Raw genomic sequence first — 20,486 nt, 5'->3', positions numbered from 1 at the left:
AGGGGTGGGCTTTGGTCAGAGATCGACCTGCGCTCGCTCGGGCGTCAGCCCGCACCGCCAGCACGGCATCGGCACCGCTGCTTCCAGAAGGGCGCCGCACTCGGTGCAGACCTGCGACAGCCAGCACGCGGCATCGCCGCCCTCGCCCCCGTCCTGCACCCGGTCATTCTGTGTCACGTCGCTCCTTCCGACCCCTTGATCCTCCTCCTGATGTCGAGAGGGCCACATCCGGCCGAAGAGGAGGACACTGGGAGCCATGCAAAAGACCTCGCTTACGGCACTGGCTCGGCACGAACTAGCACACGCGCTCACCGCCTCCAACGGGCGCAGCGCGAGCACAGTCTTCGGAGGACATGAGCATCAGCTTCGCCAGACCCTGATCGCATTGCGCGCGGGTGAGGGCCTGTCGGAGCATGAGAATCCCGGAGAGGCGACCATTCAGGTTCTCGTCGGGCGGGTGCTGCTCCGTGCCGGAGAGGTGACCTGGAACGGATCACCCGGCGACCTGATGATCGTGCCTGACCGAACGCACTCCCTCGATTCGGTGGAAGATTCGGTGATTCTGCTCACGGTCGTGAAGAAGACGTGACGGAACACCTCACCAACAGAAAGAATCACGGGAGAAAGTACGAGGACGACCGATGTCTATCGAGCTGACGGATCTTCTGGGGGTCGACCTGCCCATCGTGCTTGGCGCGTTCGGGGGCGTGTCGTCCGTCAGCCTCGCGGCGACGGTCAGCGAATTGGGTGGACTGGGATCGTACGGACTGTACGGTTACTCCGCTGAACGTATCTCGGAGACTGCGGCGCGGCTTCGCTCTGAAACGTCGCGCCCGTTTCTGCTGAACCTGTGGCTTCCGCTCGACGACGTTGCGGATGGCACGCCAGAGGAATTCGACGCATCCCGCCACCAGCTTCAGCCGTTCTACGACGAGCTCGGGATCGAACCTCCGGCGCGCCCGGATCGGTTCATTCCTCCGTTCGACGAGCAGATCGAAGCCGTTCTCGCGGCTCGACCCGCGGTACTCAGTTTTGTCTATGGCGTCCCGCCGACCGATGTCGTCTCACGCGCGAGAGAGCGGGGCATCCTGGTGCTCGGCACGGCGACGACAGTGGATGAGGCGGTAGCTCTCGAGCAGGGCGGCGTTGATGCGGTCGTCGCGTCGGGTGCCGAGGCGGCAGGTCATCGCGTGTCGTTCCTGCGGCGTGCCGAGGATTCACTCGTCGGCACTTTCGCGCTCGTGCCGCAGGTTGCCGATGCGATCAGCGTGCCGGTGATCGCCGCCGGAGGTATCGCCGATCGCCGCGGTGTCGCCGCAGCCCTGGCGCTGGGAGCCAGTGGCGTGCAGGTCGGTACAGCCTTTCTTCGCACTCGAGAGTCAGCGGTGAACGATTCCTACCGCACGGCGATCATCGACTCGGCGGCGCACTCGACGGTGTTGACCCGTGCACTGAGCGGACGCCTCGCCCGAGGCATCCCAAACCGTGCCGTCCGCGCGATCGAACAGGGTGGTCATGTCGCAACGTTCCCCGCGCAGAACTGGCTCACCGGCCAATTTCGGGCCGAGGCAGCTCGTCGCGACCTCACTGACCTGCAGTCCCTCTGGATGGGTCAGGCCAGCCCGCTTGCCCGTTTCGACCGGGCTCACGCCGTGTTCGAAGAGCTGGCTGTCGGTTTCGGCCGTCGCTGAGCCTCGGCTCACCAACCAACCACCTCCCGTTTTTCTTACCACCGCAGTGTTTGCACACGACGGTGATAGGAAAAACGGGAGGTGGTCGTGGAGCGAAGGGCACTGCGGCTGGCCGACACCCCCGCAAGGACCCTCGGCTAGAGTTCGATGCGGCCCGCCGCGGCCTTCGCCCTCGAAAGGACAGCATGAGCCTGGTTCGCCTGAACGACGTAGAACTCCGCTTCGAGAACACGCCGATCCTGCGTGAGGCCTTCTTCCGGCTCGAAAGCCGCGACCGGGTCGGGATGATCGGACGCAACGGCTCCGGCAAGACCAGCATCCTCAAACTCATCCTCGAACAGGTGACCCCCGACTCCGGCACGGTCACTATCGACCCCGGCACCCGCATCGGGTACTTCTCGCAGTTTTCCGAGCTCGACGGAGCCGCGACCATCGTCGAGGTGCTTGAGGGCCTCTTCGGAGAGATCGCCATCATCGAGGTCGAGCTCGCGGCCATCGATGCTGAGATCGCCGCCGACCCGTCGGCAGACCTCGACCCGCTCATCCACCGGCAGTCCGACCTGTTCAGCGAGATGGATCGACTGGATGGCTGGGACTACCGCCGTCGCATCGACACTGCTCTCACGACCCTCGGCTTCAACGAGGCGCACCGGGTATGTGCGATCGACGAGCTCTCGGGAGGCTGGCGAAACCGTGCGGCGCTCGCCAAGATCCTGCTCGAAGACCCGGATGTGCTGCTGCTCGACGAACCGACGAACTTCCTCGACGTTGCGGGCGTCGAATGGCTCGAAGCCTGGTTTCGCGGATTCCACGGCGCCGCGGTCATCGTCTCGCACGATCGCAAGTTTCTCGATGCGGTGGCGACCCGCATCATCGAGATCGAGAACTACCACCTGCACGAGTACCCGGGCAATTTCGGCGAGTACATCATCCAGAAGCAGTTTCGCCTGAAGACCCTCGAGGCTCAGTTTCAGCACGAGTCGGAGCTGCTGGCGTTCGAGGCCGAGGGTATCGCCGATCGCCGGGATGCCGCGAAGGCGGAGAGCCGCGGACTCGACAAACAGCTCTCGCAGATCAAGAAGTCGCGCGCACCGCGGCCGGTCGATCAGATCATCACGGAGATCTACGGTGGCCTGCACGTGAAGGATGTGCTGTGCCGAATCGAAGGCCTCGGTAAATCCTTCGGAGAGCGGGTGCTCTTCGAGGGGGTGTCGTTCGAGATTCGTCGGGGCAACCGCATCGTGGTGAGCGGCGCGAACGGCAGCGGCAAGACGACATTGCTTCGCGTACTGACCGGTGACGAGAAGGCGGATGCCGGCGAGGTCACGTGGGCCGCGGGCACGAAGGTCCTCTCGTATAACCGGGTGCTCGTTGAACTCGACGACACGGACACGGTCACCCACGCCGTCAATGCCTACCCCGACAGCCTCGCGCTCACGGCGACCCGCAAGTCGGTCGGTCGGTTCCTCGGAATGTTCCAGTTCTCGGAAGCCGACCTCAAGCAGCGCATCGGCAACCTCTCGGGTGGCCAGCGCGCCAGGGTCGCGATGGCGCAGTGCCTGCTGTCCGGGGCATCCGTGCTGCTGCTCGACGAGCCGACCAACCACCTCGACCTGGCGAGCACCCAGTTGATGGAGCGGGCGCTGCTGCACTTTCCCGGCGCGGTCGTTGTGGTAAGTCACGATCGTTTCTTCAGTGAGAAGGTCGCGAATCGTCGCATCGTGTTCGGAGCGGATGGCGCGGATCCCGGTGAACTGGACGTGCGCGCCGCGTGACCATCTCCTTCGTTCCGATCGTCGTTCGCTCGTCAGGCTAGGCCGACTTCGTCGAATTCCCGGTGGGAAATTCCTTTCCCTTAACGATCATTCCGAGCCCTCTTTCGAGCAGATCTCGACCGCAATCGACCGCGGTCGCTATGACGGTGACGATCACGCCGCACTGTGGATCGATGACGATCTTCGCCGTCGGCTCGGCGTCGTCATCCTGGAGGATCTCGCCGACGGCGGACCGATGTTCGACCTTCGCCTGGCGGAGATCCCTCGCGATGCGCAGGACGTTTCAGCCTGCAGGCTTTGTCACAGAGGCGCACTACCGTGAGGCATGGCCCGCCGATGGCGGAGCTGTGTTCGGCTCGGTCGCCTACGCGATTCTTCGCCATGACTGGCAGTCGGGCACAACGACTCCCGTCGACTTGGGTGACTTCCCAAGCGTTGGCCTTCACCGCTCCCAACCGCACTTGTCAGGCGGTGCCGGGTCCGCTGATTGCGAACCCGGCGCTGGCTGGCCTCAGGAGGCGGGGTGGGTGAACGGCACGCGCTCGAACACGAGCGGCGTCGCCGACCCGAGGGGACTTTCCGTCGCCTTGAGCCAGTCCTGGGCGTTGGATGACCCGTCGACCGTGAGACGGGTGAGGTTGGTCGCGGCGGTCGACTGGCCGTAGAACGCCAACCAGGGCGATCCGCTGGCCAGCGGGTGGTCCTCGTTGAAGACATGGCTGTCTCCGTTGATCAGGTACACCGCACCGCCGAAGTCATTTGCCTGCTCGATCAGCGCCTTCACCAGGGGCGTGTAGCCCGCGTAGTCGGATGTCGCGGGGTTGGTCACCGTCGGGTCGAACATGTCGGCCTGGGTCATCACGACCACCGCCCGGTCACGGTGTCGGCGGGCAGCCTGGAACGTGTCGGTGAGCTGGCGGATGTCCGCTTGCGTGCGCGCCTGAACCTCGGCGGTCTGTTCGGGCGTCGGCGCTGTCTGGCCGAGGCCGGACCACGGCACGAGGGAGTTGTTGCTCCCGGGAATGTTCACGGCGGTGAAGGAAATGTCCCTCGTGCGGAAGTCGACGTTCTCGGGGTACCCCGCGCGTGCCTGCGAGTCGACTTTCATCGGCGCTCCGAGAGTGACACCGGGGCGGGGAAAGAAGGTATTTCGCACCGCGGCCAGCCGCTCGATCGGGTTATAGGCGCCGTTGTTGGTGCGGTGACAGTCTGTCCATTCGTTGTCGCCCGGCGTGTAGACGAGGGGAACAGTGAGGGTGTCGAAGTTGCTGCGGATGCTGGCGAAGTATTCGTCGGAGCAGACCGACGATCCGCTCTTGATGTCTCCCAGGTGCCCGACGAAGTCGAGTTCCCGGTGTGCGTTGAGATCTTGGATGTACGACGGGAATGCCGCGATTTCTGCTTTCCCATAGGGCACATCGCCGATGATTCCGAAACTTAGGTTCCGGCGATCCGAACCGTCTCCGGTGGTGTTGTGACCATGACCGACATCGTCGGCGAATGCCGGTGTCGCGCCCCCGCCATCAGCAGTGCGGCCGCCGTTACGGCGATCAACAGGTTTTTCTTCACGCGCATGTAATCCTCCGGGGTCGTTGAGTGTGAACCAGTGAGGAGGTTAGGAGCCCGAGCCGACCTGCCGGGGTCGAAGAGGTTAATTCCCTATGACTAGGCCTGGCGAGGGCGATTTTGAATCGCCGACCAGGCTCCCGTGCTCCACAGCGCCCAGACGACCAGCAGCGGCTGGAACAGCAGCCGGATGCCACGGGCCAGGTCGGTGTTGAGCCCGAAGGAGTTGGTGTGGGTGACCAGCTGGGAGATGTTGCCGGGAAAGACCAGCAGGAAGAAAACGGCCACGATCACTCCCACGATCACCTGCCGGCGCACGAGCAACAGGAGGGCGAGCCCGAGGGTGATCTCCACGATCCCGGATGAGAGCACCACGAAATCCGCATCGACAGGCACCCAGCGCGGTACCTGAGCGCGGAAAGCCATTCGACTGACGGTGAGATGGCTGATTCCCGCCAGCAGGAGAAACGCGCCAAGCAGCAGTCGACCGGCCGTGCGGGCGACGGAAGAGCGTTTTGTCGAGGGTAAAGACACAATTCGAGCCTAGGGCTGCAGCGAGGCGCTTCGCCCACAGCCCGTTGGTCTTGACCAACTCCGTGTTCGAACGTACTATTCGCAGCATCGTGCGCTCCCGAACGCCCGCCTCACTGTCGAGAGCAGGAGATTTATCATGGCCATCCTTCCCCAGAGTATTCCCCAGAGTATTCGCCAGGGCATTCGCCAGAGCATTCGCCGGAGTATTCGCCGGTCAACCCGGGGCGTTGCGACGATTTTCCTCACGCTAGCCCTCGCCCTCTCCGGCGCGACGCTGGCTCCGGCGGCTTTCGCCGATCCGGGGCATCCGTCGGGCGGATCCCCGTCGGTCGACTTCGGACCCAACGTGAAGATCTTCGACCCCACCATGCCGCAGAGCCAGATCCAGGCAGCGGTCGATGCGATTGCCACCCAGCAGGTCGACAACGAGATGGGTACGGCCCGCTACGCGATCCTGTTCAAGCCCGGCGTCTACGGCACTGTGACGAATCCACTGGTCTTCCAGGTCGGCTACTACACCGAGGTTGCCGGTCTCGGCGTGTCCCCGGGCGATGTCACCATCAACGGGCACGTGGATGTGTATAACCGGTGCTTCACCGCCGACAACTGCAGCGCGCTCGATAATTTCTGGCGCTCCGTCTCCAACCTCACCATCGCCGTAGCGGGCGGCACGGCCTGCCGGTCCTCCGGCGAGTTCTGGGCCGTGTCGCAGGCGGCACCGATGCGTCGGGTCAACGTCACCGGCGGAACCCTCACGTTCATGGACTACTGCACCGCCGGACCGCAGTTCGCCAGTGGCGGGTTCATGGCCGACTCGAAGGCCGGCGCGATCGTTAATGGCTCGCAGCAGCAGTTCCTCGTGCGCAATAGCTCGATCGGCTCCTGGTCTAACGGGGTGTGGAACCAGGTGTTCTCCGGCGTAACCGGGGCTCCGGCCCAGTCGTTCCCCACCCCCACTTACACGACCCTCGCGACCACCGCCGTGAGCCGGGAGAAGCCGTACCTCTTCTTCGACAGCGTCACGAACAGCTACAGCGTGTTTGTTCCAGATGGCCGAACCGACTCGGTCGGAACCACCTGGCAAACCGCGCCGACAGCGGGTCGCGCCATCCCGCTCTCGGACTTCTTCGTCGCCAAGCCGGGCGTCTCGGTGCGAACGATCAATGACCAGCTCGCCCGCGGCAGGAACCTGCTGTTCACGCCCGGTGTCTATGACGTCGATCGCACCATCTCGGTCAAACGAGCCGACACGGTGGTGCTCGGCCTCGGCGTCGCCACCCTCACCGCGGTGAACGGTGCGGTGCCGCTTGCGGTCGCCGATGTGCCGGGAGTGGATGTCGCTGGCCTCATGATCGACGCTGGCGCGGTGAACTCACCGATGCTCCTGCAGATCGGCGCGAAGCGGGACGGCCACTGGCACGACCATGACGCGCAGTCGGACACCCTCCGTCGGGGTGAATCGCGCAACCAGACCGCCATCCAGGATGTCTACTTCCGCATCGGCGGACCGCACGCGGGAAAGGCCACCGTCGCACTGCAGGTCAACAGCGACAACGTGCTCCTCGACAACATCTGGGCCTGGCGTGCCGACCACGGTAAGGGAGTCGGTTGGACGGCGAACACCTCGGAGACCGGGGTGGTCGTCAACGGACGCAACGTCACCGCCACCGGCCTCTTTTCCGAGCACTTCCAGAAGTACAACGTGATCTGGAACGGTGAGCGCGGCACCACAGTCTTCTTCCAGAACGAGCTGCCCTACGACGCCCCGAACCAGGCGGCCTGGCAGCACGACGGGGTGCTCGGCTGGGCGGGCTACAAGGTCGCGGACTCGGTGAAGACCCACACCCTCTGGGGCGGGGGAAGCTATATCTTCACCAACGTCGACCCCACCATTCATGCGACCCGCGGGTTCGAAGTGCCGGTGACGCCGGGCGTGCAGCTGCACGACCTGCTCACGGTGCAGCTCGGCGCGGGAACCCTCGATCACGTGGTCAACGACACCGGTGATCCGGTGTCGGGGGCCGCTGTCGGCATCCCGAGTTTCGTGGTCAACTTCTGATCTGCGCCGGACTCCTGGCCTTGGTCGCTACCCCTAAGGCAGAGATCAAGGGAGAGACCAGCTAGACCGCAGCTGTCCGGTAGCGCGAGAGTCGCGTGGCCAGCGGAGCGGATATCCTCAGCGCGAGCACGGCGATCCCGAGCATCGTCAGCGCGGCAAGGATCACCGGCGGAACCGAATCGGACAGCATCGAGAACGGTGAGACGCCGAACGCGACGAGGGGCCAGAGCACGCTGCCGAGGGCCAGTAACGCCATGAAGAACTTCGACGGTCGACTGAACCCACCGACCAGCCAGCCCACCGCGATCACCAGCGGCGGAACTACGCGGGGAGTGGTGAGGCCGAGAGGGCCAGAGTAGCTCCAGGCGAAGACCACCGCGGTGATGGTTACGATCGCGGCAATCGACATGGTCGAGACACTCATCCAGGCCCGATAGCGCAACCGGTTCGTGGCAGCGGATGCCGTCGAATCCTTGGTACGAGGCGTGGGGCGCCAGTCGTCACGGATGCGGGGTCCCGGGGGATTCGAGGCGGCGGGGGAGCGAGCCGCACCGGTGCGCACTCCGAGCCCGGCGTTGAGGAGCGCACGGTCGTATCGCGCCCGCAACTCCGGGTCGAGCAGATCCCGCTTGGCATCGTTGAGGCGAAGCGTCATCGCTTCACCGGCCGCCCCAGAGACGTCGGGATGGTAGAGCCGGATGAGTCGGCGGTAGGCGTTACGAATCTCATCGGCCGTGGCTTCGGGGGTCACACACAGCAATTCGTAATGGGTCGGGGTGTCCATTACTCCTGAGCTTAGAGGATCAAAACCCCCCGAACGCGGGACAGCTCCAGGTGTGCCCCGTTTAGCGCGAAACGGGTACAAATCGGCATTCGTCGGTGAACTCACAGGGCTTACTCCCTAGCCGCGAGCATTCCTTCGTGGTTGCCTGTAAGGGTGACCGACTTTCCAATGTTCCCCCTGGGTTCCGTCCTCTTCCCGCACATGCCACTGCCACTGCGCGTGTTCGAAGAGCGGTACATGGTGATGCTCTCGCGCATCCTCCCGGATGAGCCCTCCGAGTTCGGGGTCGTGCTGATCGAACGCGGTCAGGAAGTGGGCGGAGGCGAGAAGCGCTTCACCATCGGCACCGTCGCGCAGATCCAGCAGTTGGATGCCAACGAGGACTTCGTGGTCCTGGTCGCCCAGGGCGAGCGACGCATCGAGATACTCGAGTGGCTGGAAGAGGATCCCCATCCCGTCGCCCGCGTGCGCGATCTCCCCGAACTCGAGTGGAAGGACGACCTCCTTCCGCTTCGCGAGAAAGCCGAGGAAGCCGTGCGTCGCACCCTGCGGGTGGCGGCGGAGTCAGGCGACCAGCAGTGGTCGGCGGATGTCGAGATCTCCGACGATCCCGTCGCTGCGGCCTGGCAACTGGCCGCGATCGCTCCCGTGGGACCGCTGGACCAGATCGCGCTGCTGCGCTCGGAGACGACGGAATCCCTGCTCAGCGCTCTCGTCGAGATGATGGATTCGGCCGGTGAGTCTTTCGGCGCACCCTGGTCGGAGGAGTGACCGAGCCTCGCGAATTGCGAGCGTAGGCTTGGTTTCATGGAATTTAGATACCTCGGAAACTCAGGCCTCAAGATCTCGGAGATCACCTACGGTAACTGGCTCACCCACGGCTCACAGGTGGAGAATGACACCGCCAAGGCCTGCGTTAGCGCCGCTCTCGATGCCGGGATCACCACCTTCGACACCGCGGACGTCTACGCCAACACCGCTGCCGAGACTGTGCTCGGCGAGGCACTGAAGGGCCAGCGTCGGCAGTCTGTCGAGATTTTCACCAAGGTCTTCGGTCCGACCGGGCCGAAGGGTCACAACGATGTCGGGCTGTCGCGCAAGCACATCCTCGAGTCGATCGACGGCTCTCTCGAGCGGCTGCAGACGGACTATGTCGACCTGTACCAGGCGCACCGCTTCGACTACGAGACGCCGCTTGAAGAGACCTTCCAAGCCTTCGCCGACATCGTGCGACAGGGCAAGGCGCTGTACATCGGAGTGAGTGAGTGGACAGCAGACCAGCTGCGGGACGGAGCGGCACTCGCCAAGGAGATGGGTGTCCAGCTCATCTCCAACCAGCCCCAATACTCGGAACTCTGGAGGGTGATCGAGGCGGAGGTCGTGCCGACATCCAAGGAACTCGGTATCTCGCAGATCGTCTGGTCGCCGATCGCGCAGGGCGTGCTCACCGGAAAGTACGCACCAGGGGCTGCCCTTCCCGCAGGAAGCCGGGCCACCGACGAGAAGGGTGGCGCGAATATGATCTCGCGATTTATGACGGATGACGTGCTCACCCGGGTGCAGAAGCTGAAGCCGATCGCCGACGAGCTGTCGCTCTCGCTCGCGCAGCTCGCCGTGGCGTGGGTACTTCAGAACGAGAACGTTGCCTCGGCAATCATCGGCGCGTCCCGTCCCGAGCAGGTCAAGGAGAACGTCGTCGCATCAGGCGTCACCATCCCTGCTGAACTGCTCGGCCGTATCGACGAGGCGCTCGGTGACATCGTGGAGCGCGACCCCGCGAAGACGCTCGAGAGCTCCCCCAAGTCGCGCGAGGCGTAGTCGTCCTGCGGCCCTGTCCTGCACGAAACTGGGGGCGGTCGCCTCAACACCGGGGTTGCGTCCGCGGCGATTGTGCTCGGCTGCGCGGTCTTGATCCCCACGGTCACCGCGTCGATCATCTATGCGCTCGGACTCAGTGACTTATCGGACTCAGTGACTGATCGGACTCCGTGACTGATCGGACTCCGTGACTGAAAAGAGTGGCGTCTCAGGTGGTCAAGTCTGGTGCTGGGCTCTACCCGCGCGCCACGGTTCCCTTGGTAGGCTGTATGCATAATCAAAAACTGGGCCGCACACACGATGCGGGAGAGCCCGATTCACGTCGGGCACCGAAGGAGCAAGCCTCCCCGCCAATCTCTCAGGTCTCCGTACCGCATCGAACTGGCCACTCTGGAAAGTGGATGACCGAACGCTCGCGTTCGCCGTCCCGCCGAAGGTGAAAGCGCTGCGGCGTGAAACTCTCAGGCTCATGACAGAGGGGGAGTTCCATCCGCAGCCCGTGCGCGCCAGGAGAACTCCGTGACTGAGAAGACCGAAGAACGATACTCGCCGCTCCATCGTGTGCACATGGATGCGGGAGCGAGCTTCACCGACTTCGCCGGCTGGCAGATGCCCGTGCGCTATTCGAGTGACCTCGCCGAACACCACGCCGTGCGCACTGCCGCCGGACTCTTCGACCTCTCCCACATGGGCGAGATCGTGGTGATCGGGCCGGAGAGCGCGGATGCCCTCGACTATGCCTTCGCCGGCAAGATCTCCGCCGTCGCGCTGGGGCAGGCCAAATACAGCCTGCTGCTCGGCCGTGAAGGCGGCATCATCGACGACCTCGTCGTCTACCGGACCGGCGAAGATCGGTTCATCGTGGTCGCTAACGCGTCGAATCGCGAGGCGGTGGCAGCCGAGCTGCTCGAGCGCACCGCGCCGTTCGACTGCGAGGTTTTCGATGAGAGCGACGATATCGCGCTCATAGCCATTCAGGGGCCCAAGTCATTTGAGATCCTGAGCCAGGTCCCCGGCATCGTCGTCCCCGGTCTGGTCGACCTCAAGTACTACTGGTGCACCCCGGGCCAGTTCGAGGGGCATGAGATCCTCGTCGCTCGCACCGGCTACACCGGCGAAGACGGCTTCGAGCTCTATATCGCTCCGGATGCTGCCCCCGCACTCTGGCGAGCGCTCGCCGAGACCGGCGCGGGCAGTGGCCTGGTGCCCGCGGGACTCGCGAGCCGAGACACGCTGCGACTCGAGGCCGGGATGCCGCTCTACGGGCATGAACTCGGCCTCACCACCTTTCCGGTGCAGGCGGGTCTCGGCCGCGTCGTCAGTCTCAAGAAGACCGGTGACTTTGTGGGCCGCGCTGCCGTCGAGACCGGGCCAGCCGAGGGCGCGCGCGTTCTCGTCGGCCTCCGCGCCGACGGTAAGCGCGCCGGCCGAGCCGACTATCTCGTACTCGATGCCGACGGCACCGAGGTGGGGGTAATCACCAGCGGGGCGCTCAGCCCCACGCTCGGCTATCCCATCGCGATGGCCTACGTCGATCCCGCGGTGCGCGAGCTCGGTACCCCGCTGTTCCTGGATGTGCGCGGAACCCGCGTGCCGGCATCCGTCACTGCACTTCCCTTCTATCAGAGAGAGGCCAACTAGACATGGCTGACCAGAGCACCCTCAAGCAGGCCAACCTGAAGTACACCGCCGAGCATGAGTGGATTGACGTGCAGGGCGATATCGCCACCGTCGGTATCACCGCCTATGCGGCGGAGAAGCTCGGAGATGTAGTCTTCGTCGACCTGCCGACGGTGGGGGCCACCGTCGCAAGCGGCAAGGTCGTCGGTGAGATCGAGTCAACCAAGTCGGTGGGGGAGCTGTTTGCCCCCGTCGATGGAACCGTCACCGAGGTGAACGACGCCGTCGTCGCGAGCCCGGAACTCGTCAACAGTGATCCCTTCGGCGAGGGGTGGCTCATTAAAGTGAGCTTCTCCGAGCTGCCAAACCTGTTGAGCTTCGACGAGTACACCACGCTGGTGGGCGAATAGTGGCCGGGATCGTCCAGCCAAGAACCAGCCTTCTCAGCACTGACTTGCTCGCGACGGGCGGCTTTGCCGAACGTCACATCGGCACAGACTCTGAGGCCAAGGCCACAATGCTCGGGGCGCTCGGCTACGAAAGTGTCGATGCGCTCGTCGGCGCGGCGGTGCCGGCATCCATCCATGTCGATGGGTTTCGTGCGGCGGCGGACTCCGTACTGCCGCCTGCAGCCACAGAGCGGGAGGCGCTCGCCGAACTGCGGGTACTCGCGCGCAAGAACACGGTCAACCGTTCGATGATCGGGCTCGGCTACTACGACACGATCACCCCGGCGGTGATCAAGCGCAACGTGTTGGAGAACCCGAGCTGGTACACGGCCTACACGCCATACCAGCCGGAGATCTCGCAGGGGCGCCTGGAAGCCCTCATCAACTTTCAGACCATGATCACCGATCTCACGGGACTTGCGACCGCGAACGCCTCCATGCTCGACGAGGGTACGGCCGTCGTCGAGGGAATGATGTTGGCCCGTCGTGCTTCCAAGCTCGACAGCAACGCCTTCATCGTCGACTCGGATTCCCTGCCCCAGACTCTCGCTCTGCTCGAGAACCGCGCGGCGGCGGTCGGCATCGAGCTTGTCGTCGTCGATCTTGCGGAGCTCGACTCCGCTGAGATCGAACTCCCCGACGCCTTCGGCATCTTCGTGCAGTACCCGGCCCGCTCTGGCCACGTCTGGGATCCGAGCGCCGTTATCGCCGCCGCGCAGTCGAAGGGCGCCCTCGCCATCGTCGCCGCCGATCTGCTTGCTCTCACCCTCATCGCCTCGCCGGGCGAGCTGGGGGCGGATGTCGCCGTGGGCACCAGCCAGCGCTTCGGCGTGCCCATGGGCTTCGGTGGTCCGCACGCGGGCTACATGGCCGTGCGCGCGGGCCTCGAACGCCAACTGCCCGGGCGCCTCGTTGGTGTCTCGCAGGACGCGGCCGGGCATGCCGCCTACCGCCTCTCGCTCCAGGTGCGCGAGCAGCACATCCGTCGCGACAAGGCCACGTCGAACATCTGCACCGCCCAGGTGCTGCTCGCCGTCATGGCGTCCATGTATGCCGTCTACCACGGCCCGCAGGGACTCAAGCAGATCGCAACCCGAGTGACACGCCTGACTCACGTGCTTGCCCGGGCCGCGTCTGAGGCCGGTCACACGGTCGACTCGGCCAACTTCTTCGACACCATCACACTGCACACCAAGACGAGTGCCGCGCGAGTGGTGCAGCGGGCCCATGCGGCCGGCTATCTCATCCATCTCGTCGACGACGATCATGTGCAGCTCTCGGCAGACGAGACCACGACTCTCGATGACGTGCGCGCCATCGCGCGCATCCTCGGCGAGGAGCTCGTCGACGACTCGGTGCCGGACGAGCTCGACTGGATCCCGTCGGACCTGCTACGCACCAGCGAGTATCTCGCCCATCCGGTGTTCAACACGCACCGCTCCGAGACGTCGATGATGCGCTATCTCAAGCACCTCGCCGACTATGACTACGCGCTTGATCGCGGTATGATCCCGCTCGGATCGTGCACGATGAAGCTCAACTCGGCCACCGAGATGGAGGCCGTCACCTGGCCGGAGTTCGCCGGACTGCACCCCTTCGCGCCGGAGTCGGATGTCGAGGGCTACCTGCAGCTGATAGTGCAGTTGCAGCGCTGGCTCGCCGACGTGACCGGCTACGACTCGGTGTCCCTTCAGCCCAATGCGGGCAGCCAGGGCGAGCTCGCCGGGCTTCTCGCCATCCGTGGCTATCACCGATCCCGCGGCGACGGTGATCGCACTGTGTGTCTGATCCCGCAGAGCGCCCATGGCACGAATGCCGCCTCCGCAGTGCTTGCCGGCATGCGTGTCGTCGTGGTGGCCTGTGACGAACTTGGCAATGTGGATGTCGATGACCTCCGATCCAAGATCGCCGAGCATGCGGATTCCCTGGCCGCGCTGATGATCACCTACCCCTCGACGCACGGCGTGTACGAGCACGAGGTCGGCACCATCTGCAAGGCCGTGCATGACGCGGGCGGCCAGGTCTACGTCGACGGTGCGAACCTCAATGCCGTGCTGGGATTCGCCCGCTACGGCGACTTCGGCGGCGATGTCTCTCACCTCAACCTGCACAAGACCTTCTGCATCCCTCACGGTGGCGGGGGGCCCGGTGTCGGTCCCGTCGCGGCGAAGTCGCACCTCGCCCCCTTCCTCCCCGGGCATCCGATGGCACAGCGCGCACTGCACAGCGGCCCTCCCGTCTCCGCTGCTCCGTATGGCTCTCCGAGCATCCTGCCGATCAGCTGGGCCTACGTGCGCATGATGGGCGCCGATGGCCTCAAGCAGGCCACAGGGGCGGCGGTTCTCGCCGCCAACTATGTGGCTCTGCGGCTGCGCGACCACTTCCCCGTGCTGTACGCGGGGGATAACGGCCTCGTCGCGCACGAGTGCGTCCTCGACCTTCGCCCCCTCACCGAGGCCACGGGTGTCACCGTGGATGACGTGGCCAAACGCCTCATCGACTTCGGCTTCCACGCGCCGACGATGTCGTTCCCGGTCGCGGGCACCCTCATGGTCGAGCCGACCGAGAGTGAGGACCTCGCCGAGATTGATCGCTTTATCGACGCCATGATCGCGATCAGGGCCGAGGCGGATGCCGTGGCGGCCGGCATCTGGCCGCTCGCCGACAACCCGCTCCACAATGCCCCGCACACGGCACAGTCCGTGATCGAGGGCGAGTGGTCGCACCCGTACACGCGGGAGCAGGCCGTCTACCCGGTGCGCAGCCTCATCCGCTCCAAGTACTGGCCCCCGGTGCGCCGCGTCGATAACGCGTACGGTGACCGCAACCTCGTGTGCGCGTGCCCGCCGCCGGAAGCCTTCGCCGACTGAGCCTGCGGAGCTGATCGCCGCCTCCGTTTCGTCGCAACAGCTGTTGACGTCGATGATGCAGACCGAGCATCGCAGGATGCTGCCGAACGCGACACCTTAGGTAGTGCCGCCGACGTCCCGGTAGCCGAATTGCTGCGCGATCACCGATTAGCAAGGCTCCATCAGGATCATCCCATCCGACTCGATCTAGCGCGAGAACTGCTCGTTTGCCGACTTCTCACTCCGGGGCGCTAACGGGATACCGCCCCAAATACGCCCGGAAACGTCGCCACGGCCCAGGAAAAGCCGACGAAGATCGCCGCATCGATGACGAAGTGCGCGATCACGAACGGAAGGACCCGTCTGGTGCGCGTGTAGAGGTAGCCGAACAGCAATCCCATCAGGAAGTTGCCGACGAAGGCACCGAAGCCCTGGTAGAGGTGATAACTGCCGCGCAGGATCGCCGCCGACACGATGATCCGCCATCGTCCCCAGCCGAGCTGCCCCAGCCGCTCGAATAGGTAGCCCAGGATGACGACCTCCTCCTGGAGTCCGGCGCGCAACGCAGACAAGAGCAGCACGGGGACAGTCCACCAGTGCGCGGCCAGGCCGGCCGCCTCCACCGTAAGCCCGATTCCCAGGGCTCGGCCGCCCAGATAGAGGGCGATCCCGGGGATGCCAATCGCCAGAGCGAGCACCAGTCCGCGCCAGGTGTCTCCGAGGGGGTGCCGACTGTCGATGCCGAGTCGTGTGAGATGCGGTGCCGTGCGGTTCCAGAGCAAGAAGCACACGAGCACCACTGGTGCCAGGGCGAAGACCAGACCAAGCAGTTGATAGATGAGGTCGAAGAGCTCGCGATTGTTGAGGGTCGGGTTCAGCGTGGTGGTCTGGGCGGAGAGCGGAGTGCTGCGGGTCACGCTGTCGATGAGCGAGACGATGGCGTAGATCGCGGACTGCCCGAGCCCGAGGGCGAGCACGATGACGATCTCCGACCAGAGCCGCCCCCGCAATGGAGGCGCGAACTCGTCGGAGGGACTCGACACACCCGGCAGACCCACGTGGAGATGCTACGTGGGTTCAGGAGAATTTCATCTGAGACTCAGCAATCCGCGCAGCAAACCATAGATCTGCGCGTGAATCATGCACGGTGGACTCATCGACGCAAGATTCCTCAAACATCCTTGCCGCCATGTAACAATTCCGCTCTCGGTTTTGTGAGTTGCGCCCCTGCTGATTAGAGTCGGGGATACTGCGAGCGTTGCAAGGATCACATTCGCCTATCCCGGGAGGAAATCTGTGCTCGCAGTGGCCACCACGAATCTGCCCCGCGCGGGCTCTTGATAAAGGTCTGACATGTCGACATTACCTCCGGGGGAATTCCAAGCTGAAGTGACGGCGAACCAGACTACGTTCGCTACTCCGGCTCACGATGGCGTTGCAGTGGCCGTCGGTATTACCAGCCGGACCCCTGCTCAGCTCGCCTGGAGACGCTTCCGTTCAGATCGCAAGACGCTGGCCGCCGCTGTCATCGTCGCGATCTACGTAGTGCTCGCGCTCCTGGCTCCGGTGCTCGTCGCTGCCGGTGTGCTTGATCCCTACCTCACCCACCAAAATCTCATCGACAGCAACGGATTGCCGATCGGCAGTTTCGGCGGGATCAGTGCCGCACATCCTCTCGGCGTCGAGCCCGGCATCGGTCGCGACACCCTGAGCCGGATCTGGCTCGGTCTGAGTCTTTCCCTGTTCATTTCGGCATCCGCCGCTGTCTTCGCGGTCGTAGTGGGGGTAGTGCTCGGAATCATCGCGGGAATGAGCCGTCGCTGGGCCGACACACTCATCGGTCGGCTGGTCGACCTCGTGCTGTGCTTTCCGCAGACCCTGATGCTCCTGGCGCTGTCTGGGTTGGTGGTGACCTGGTTGACGGGCACGCTGCGCATTCCGTCAGGGACCACTGCACAGGCGACCTACGTGATTTTCGTCCTCGGCATCTTCGGGTGGCCGTCCGTGACGCGCATCATCCGAGGCCAGGTCCTGAGCCTGCGCGAGCGCGAGTTCATCGATGCTGCGCGCCTGATCGGGGCGGGTAACGGCCGCTTGTACTTCAAGGAGGTGCTGCCCAACCTCTGGGCGCCAATCCTGGTTCAGTTCACGTTGATCCTTCCGGCCTACGTTTCCGCCGAAGCAGCCCTGTCGTATCTCGGTATCTCGGTCAAAGTGCCGACCCCGACGCTTGGCAACATCCTCTCGGCGTCAATTCAGTACGGTTCGAGCGACTTCCTCTACTTCATTGCACCCGCGTTTTTGCTCGTGCTCGTCGTCGTCTCGTTCAACCTGCTCGGCGATGGCCTCCGGGACGCGCTCGATCCCCGGACCCAACGGTGAGCGGTATCGCCCTCAGCCTCCGCGACGCACCGTCGCGGTTCGGACGCGCGCACAGCACGTCACACCCAACACCAAGGAGAATCTCACAATGATGGAGAAGTTGTTGTTGCGAGCCGGAGCGGTTGCCCTCACTGGGGTCGTCGCTGTTTCACTCGCTGCATGTTCGAGCGGCGGAGCCGCTCCGGCCAAAACCTCATCGGGCCAGAAGGGGGGAACGCTCACCTCGCTTGACGTCACTGGCGAGTACTCCGGTACCGACCCCGTGGGTGTCTACCTTGGCGTGGAGATTGCGAACTTCCGACGCCTCGTGTATCGAGGCCTGACCGCGCTACCGATCACCGCGGAAAAGAACCCGAAGGTCGTACCGGACCTGGCCACCGACACGGGAACCACGAAAGACCAGGGCAAGACTTGGAGCTTCACGCTCAAGAAGGGTCTCAAGTGGCAGGACGGCAAGGAGATCACATGTGCCGACCTGCAGTACGGCCTGTCTCGCTCCTACGACGCATCGTTGGTCGCGGCCGGTGGTGGCGTCGGCCTGACCTACTTCGGTGACGGCAGCTACAACCTGATCGATCCCTCCGACCCGAGCTATAAGCTGGCGACCGAGTACACCGGGCCGCTGACGGGCAAGGCCGAATCGCAGGCGCACTTCGAGAAGGCAGCTTCCTGCTCGGGTAACACGATCACGTACCACTTCCAGAATGCCTGGGCTGACTTCCCGACGGCCGCTGCAGCGCTGTTCTCCACGGACCCGTACGAGAAGTCGTTCGAAAAGGGCACTGCTAACCTGTTCACCATCAACTCGAACGGTCCTTACAAGCTGAGTGGGTCGACCTTCGACCAGAACGCTGGTGGCTCCTTTGAGCGCAACTCGGCGTACAGCGCATCGACCGACAGCACGGACGTGCGCAAGGCACTCCCGGACATCGTCAAGTTGGAGTTCGTGGACAGTCCCGAGACGATCACGGAGCGTCTCATTGCAGACTCGGGAACCGACCAGGCGGCCTACTCGCCGCTGAATATCCCGTCGGACAAGTACTCCCAGATCACCCCGGATCTCTCCAGCCGGGTCAAGACCAGCACCTCGCCGTACACCCGCTTCCTCGAAATCAACTCGAAGACGATCACGGACCCCGACGTGCGAAACGCGCTCATTGCGGCGACGGATAAAGCCGGAGTGGTCAAGGCGTCGGGTGGTTCCAAGTGGGGAACTGCGAACGGAACCACCGTCTCCTCGGCGATCCCTGGGTTCCAGGAGACCGCGCTGAACAAGATCAATCCGAGCGGGGACATCAGCAAGGCCAAGAAGCTGCTCGCGGGGAAGACACCCGAAATCCGCTACGCCTTCCCTGACACCTCGACGGTCGCCGAACAGGTCGCCGCTGTTCTCCAGCAGGGCTGGGAGAAGGCCGGTTTCAAGGTGACGCTGGTTCCGATAGCGAAGGACGCCAAGCCCGGCTACTACGTCCAGGTGGGAACCGATCCGAAGCCAATCGATGCGTTCTTCGCCGGATGGGCCGCTGACTGGCCTTCGCTGTTCGCGGTCATTCCGCCGATCGTGCAGTCGAACCCGAAGGGCGCCACGTTCGGCGTCGGCTTCAACTACGGGTTCTACGGCAACTCGAAAGTGGACGGCCTAATCAAGCAGGCGAATAACGCCACCGACCCGACCAAGCAGCAGAAGTTGCTCAACGAGGCCAACGAGGCGGCAGCCGCAGACGGGGCGTTCGTGCCCCTGGCAAACCAGAACAACTACTTCATCTACGGGTCGAAGGTGGGCGGGTTCCTTCCGGACGTCGCATCCAGCTACTACCCCGACCTCGGCGGAATGTACGTCAAGAAATAAGTAGCAGCATCTGAAACGGGGTGGGCGCGCCACGGTGCGCCCACCCTATTCCCCGACACAGAAAAGCAAACTTCCACGTGATCGCTTTCGCCATCCGCCGTATCCTCGTCGGCATCGTCCTCCTGTTGGCGATGGTCCTCGTGGTATTCGTACTGTTTTTCGCTGCAGGTAACCCGGCTCGCGATGTGTGCGGCAAATACTGCACCCCACAGAAGCTCGCCAATATCACCCAGGTCTACGGCTACGACAAGCCGATCACCTATCAGTTCGGGCAATTCGTCAAGGGCCTTGCGGTCGGCCGTGATTATCCCGTGGATGATAAGTACCGCGAAGCGCTTCAGAAGTCGAATCCCAGCCTCGTCATTCACTGCGACGCACCATGTCTCGGCTACTCACTGCGCAGCGCCATCACGGTAAATGATGCGATCGCGAAGTACGCTCCGGTCACGATATCCATCGCCGTCTATGCATTCATTATCTGGATTGTCTTCGGGGTGCTCTTCGGCGTGATCGCGGCGGTGTTCAAGGGCAAATGGCTGGACCGCGTCATCGTTGGAGTGACCTTGGTGGTGTACGCGTTACCAACGTTCTTTGTCGGCACCTTCTTGCTTCAGTTCATCGCAATTCGCTGGAAGCTCTTCCCGTATCCTCGCTACGTCTCGATCGCCGACGGCGGTGTGTTTAACTGGCTGATCGGTTTGACTCTGCCAGCGATGACGCTCGCCCTCTTCTACATGGCTGCGTACGTGCGGATCACCCGAGCCTTCGTGCTCGAGTCGCTCTCCGAGGACTACATCCGTACCGCGCGGGCGAAGGGCTTGACCGAGCGAGTAGTGCTCTTCAAACACGGGTTACGCGCCGCGCTCACGCCGCTCTTGTCGATGGCGGGACTCGACTTTGCGGCCCTCTTGGCTGGCGCGGTCATCACCGAGGCTGTGTTCAGCTACCAAGGGCTCGGCTTGCTCGCCGTCATCTCAAACCGGAACTCGGACCTTCCCATCCTGATCGGTCTTGTCATCGTGGCGGGTGCGGCTGTGCTCGCGGCGAACATTATCGTCGACATCCTCTACGCCTTCGTCGACCCGCGCGTTCGCCTCAGTTAGGGCAGAA

At 64.0% G+C, this 20,486-nt stretch carries 18 protein-coding genes and 2 riboswitches; of the genes, 12 read left to right on the top strand and 6 right to left on the bottom strand.

Translation table 11 applies throughout. From position 1 onward, the window contains the following. Positions 1-15 precede the first annotated feature (15 nt). Positions 16-177 (bottom strand): hypothetical protein, encoded by a 162-nt coding sequence (locus RCH11_RS05255; protein ID WP_327055944.1) that lies wholly within the window; start codon positions 175-177, stop codon positions 16-18. A 79-nt stretch (positions 178-256) separates the two neighbouring features. On the opposite strand from RCH11_RS05255, the gene RCH11_RS05250 reads away from it, so the two are divergent. The 3 genes from RCH11_RS05250 (at position 257) to RCH11_RS05240 (ending at position 3,466) form a co-directional block, all read left to right on the top strand. Next, a complete protein-coding gene (locus tag RCH11_RS05250; protein WP_327055943.1) occupies positions 257-589 on the top strand; it encodes a cupin domain-containing protein in 333 nt (110 codons plus the stop codon). Positions 590-641: 52 nt separating this feature from the next. Then, on the top strand, positions 642-1,691 hold the full coding sequence (locus tag RCH11_RS05245; protein ID WP_327055942.1) for an NAD(P)H-dependent flavin oxidoreductase: 1,050 nt from the start codon (positions 642-644) through the stop codon (positions 1,689-1,691). A 185-nt stretch (positions 1,692-1,876) separates the two neighbouring features. Next, positions 1,877-3,466: an ABC-F family ATP-binding cassette domain-containing protein gene (locus RCH11_RS05240; protein ID WP_327055941.1), complete on the top strand. Its 1,590-nt coding sequence runs from the start codon at positions 1,877-1,879 to the stop codon at positions 3,464-3,466. A 511-nt stretch (positions 3,467-3,977) separates the two neighbouring features. Here the strand turns inward: RCH11_RS05240 and RCH11_RS05235 are convergent. The 3 genes from RCH11_RS05235 to RCH11_RS05225 form a co-directional block, all read right to left on the bottom strand. Then, positions 3,978-4,883 (bottom strand): hypothetical protein, encoded by a 906-nt coding sequence (locus RCH11_RS05235; RefSeq protein WP_327055940.1) that lies wholly within the window; start codon positions 4,881-4,883, stop codon positions 3,978-3,980. Between the two features lie 20 nt (positions 4,884-4,903). After that, complete coding sequence (locus RCH11_RS05230; RefSeq protein WP_327055939.1) at positions 4,904-5,041, bottom strand: hypothetical protein; 138 nt, start codon at positions 5,039-5,041, stop codon at positions 4,904-4,906. A gap of 90 nt (positions 5,042-5,131) precedes the next feature. Continuing rightward, positions 5,132-5,566, bottom strand: a complete 435-nt coding sequence (locus RCH11_RS05225; RefSeq protein WP_327055938.1) for a DoxX family protein — start codon at positions 5,564-5,566, stop codon at positions 5,132-5,134. Positions 5,567-5,702: 136 nt separating this feature from the next. On the opposite strand from RCH11_RS05225, the gene RCH11_RS05220 reads away from it, so the two are divergent. Next, positions 5,703-7,625 carry an adenylyl cyclase gene (locus RCH11_RS05220; RefSeq protein ID WP_327055937.1) on the top strand — a complete coding sequence of 641 codons (1,923 nt, stop codon included), beginning with the start codon at positions 5,703-5,705 and terminating at the stop codon, positions 7,623-7,625. Between the two features lie 61 nt (positions 7,626-7,686). Here RCH11_RS05220 and RCH11_RS05215 read toward each other — a convergent pair whose 3' ends face one another. Then, the gene (locus RCH11_RS05215; protein WP_327055936.1) at positions 7,687-8,409 is read right to left on the bottom strand and encodes a J domain-containing protein; all 723 of its coding nucleotides are present in this window, start codon (positions 8,407-8,409) and stop codon (positions 7,687-7,689) included. A 153-nt stretch (positions 8,410-8,562) separates the two neighbouring features. On the opposite strand from RCH11_RS05215, the gene RCH11_RS05210 reads away from it, so the two are divergent. The 5 genes from RCH11_RS05210 (at position 8,563) to gcvP (ending at position 15,166) form a co-directional block, all read left to right on the top strand. Continuing rightward, on the top strand, positions 8,563-9,180 hold the full coding sequence (locus RCH11_RS05210; RefSeq protein ID WP_327055935.1) for an LON peptidase substrate-binding domain-containing protein: 618 nt from the start codon (positions 8,563-8,565) through the stop codon (positions 9,178-9,180). Positions 9,181-9,216: 36 nt separating this feature from the next. Beyond that, complete coding sequence (locus RCH11_RS05205; protein ID WP_327055934.1) at positions 9,217-10,227, top strand: aldo/keto reductase family protein; 1,011 nt, start codon at positions 9,217-9,219, stop codon at positions 10,225-10,227. 293 nt (positions 10,228-10,520) lie between these two features. Beyond that, positions 10,521-10,611: riboswitch (glycine riboswitch) on the top strand. A 1-nt stretch (position 10,612) separates the two neighbouring features. Then, positions 10,613-10,710: riboswitch (glycine riboswitch) on the top strand. Positions 10,711-10,746: 36 nt separating this feature from the next. Next, positions 10,747-11,868 (top strand): glycine cleavage system aminomethyltransferase GcvT, encoded by a 1,122-nt coding sequence (gcvT, locus tag RCH11_RS05200; RefSeq protein ID WP_327055933.1) that lies wholly within the window; start codon positions 10,747-10,749, stop codon positions 11,866-11,868. 2 nt (positions 11,869-11,870) lie between these two features. Next, entirely contained in the window at positions 11,871-12,257 is a 387-nt protein-coding gene (gene gcvH / locus RCH11_RS05195; protein ID WP_327055932.1) for a glycine cleavage system protein GcvH, read from the top strand. Between the two features lie 107 nt (positions 12,258-12,364). Further along, positions 12,365-15,166 (top strand): aminomethyl-transferring glycine dehydrogenase, encoded by a 2,802-nt coding sequence (gene gcvP / locus RCH11_RS05190; protein WP_442789012.1) that lies wholly within the window; start codon positions 12,365-12,367, stop codon positions 15,164-15,166. Between the two features lie 230 nt (positions 15,167-15,396). Here gcvP and RCH11_RS05185 read toward each other — a convergent pair whose 3' ends face one another. Next, positions 15,397-16,197, bottom strand: a complete 801-nt coding sequence (locus tag RCH11_RS05185; protein WP_442789011.1) for a CPBP family intramembrane glutamic endopeptidase — start codon at positions 16,195-16,197, stop codon at positions 15,397-15,399. A 301-nt stretch (positions 16,198-16,498) separates the two neighbouring features. Here RCH11_RS05185 and RCH11_RS05180 point away from each other — a divergent pair, with 301 nt between their 5' ends. The 3 genes from RCH11_RS05180 to RCH11_RS05170 all read left to right on the top strand — a co-directional run bounded on the left by RCH11_RS05180 (position 16,499) and on the right by RCH11_RS05170 (position 20,479). Continuing rightward, positions 16,499-17,527: an ABC transporter permease gene (locus tag RCH11_RS05180; RefSeq protein ID WP_327055930.1), complete on the top strand. Its 1,029-nt coding sequence runs from the start codon at positions 16,499-16,501 to the stop codon at positions 17,525-17,527. Between the two features lie 88 nt (positions 17,528-17,615). Beyond that, a complete protein-coding gene (locus RCH11_RS05175) occupies positions 17,616-19,376 on the top strand; it encodes an ABC transporter substrate-binding protein (RefSeq protein WP_327055929.1) in 1,761 nt (586 codons plus the stop codon). A gap of 77 nt (positions 19,377-19,453) precedes the next feature. Continuing rightward, positions 19,454-20,479 (top strand): ABC transporter permease, encoded by a 1,026-nt coding sequence (locus RCH11_RS05170; protein WP_327055928.1) that lies wholly within the window; start codon positions 19,454-19,456, stop codon positions 20,477-20,479. The last annotated feature ends 7 nt before the right edge of the window (positions 20,480-20,486 follow it).

It is taken from the genome of Glaciihabitans sp. GrIS 2.15 (assembly GCF_035984695.1).
Taxonomy (GTDB): Bacteria; Actinomycetota; Actinomycetes; order Actinomycetales; family Microbacteriaceae; genus Lacisediminihabitans.
The sequence above is the reverse complement of the archived record's forward strand: the minus strand, read 5'-3'. Positions and strand labels throughout refer to the sequence as shown.

Coding starts and splice junctions, on each gene's coding strand:
- RCH11_RS05220 (WP_327055937.1), top strand. CDS start 5,703: ATGGCCATCCTTCCCCAGAGTATTCCCCAGAGTATTCGCCAGGGCATT.
- RCH11_RS05245 (WP_327055942.1), top strand. CDS start 642: ATGTCTATCGAGCTGACGGATCTTCTGGGGGTCGACCTGCCCATCGTG.
- RCH11_RS05250 (WP_327055943.1), top strand. CDS start 257: ATGCAAAAGACCTCGCTTACGGCACTGGCTCGGCACGAACTAGCACAC.
- RCH11_RS05240 (WP_327055941.1), top strand. CDS start 1,877: ATGAGCCTGGTTCGCCTGAACGACGTAGAACTCCGCTTCGAGAACACG.
- gcvP (WP_442789012.1), top strand. CDS start 12,365: ATGCTCGGGGCGCTCGGCTACGAAAGTGTCGATGCGCTCGTCGGCGCG.
- RCH11_RS05205 (WP_327055934.1), top strand. CDS start 9,217: ATGGAATTTAGATACCTCGGAAACTCAGGCCTCAAGATCTCGGAGATC.
- RCH11_RS05180 (WP_327055930.1), top strand. CDS start 16,499: ATGTCGACATTACCTCCGGGGGAATTCCAAGCTGAAGTGACGGCGAAC.
- RCH11_RS05175 (WP_327055929.1), top strand. CDS start 17,616: ATGATGGAGAAGTTGTTGTTGCGAGCCGGAGCGGTTGCCCTCACTGGG.
- gcvH (WP_327055932.1), top strand. CDS start 11,871: ATGGCTGACCAGAGCACCCTCAAGCAGGCCAACCTGAAGTACACCGCC.
- RCH11_RS05215 (WP_327055936.1), bottom strand. CDS start 8,409: ATGGACACCCCGACCCATTACGAATTGCTGTGTGTGACCCCCGAAGCC.
- RCH11_RS05230 (WP_327055939.1), bottom strand. CDS start 5,041: ATGCGCGTGAAGAAAAACCTGTTGATCGCCGTAACGGCGGCCGCACTG.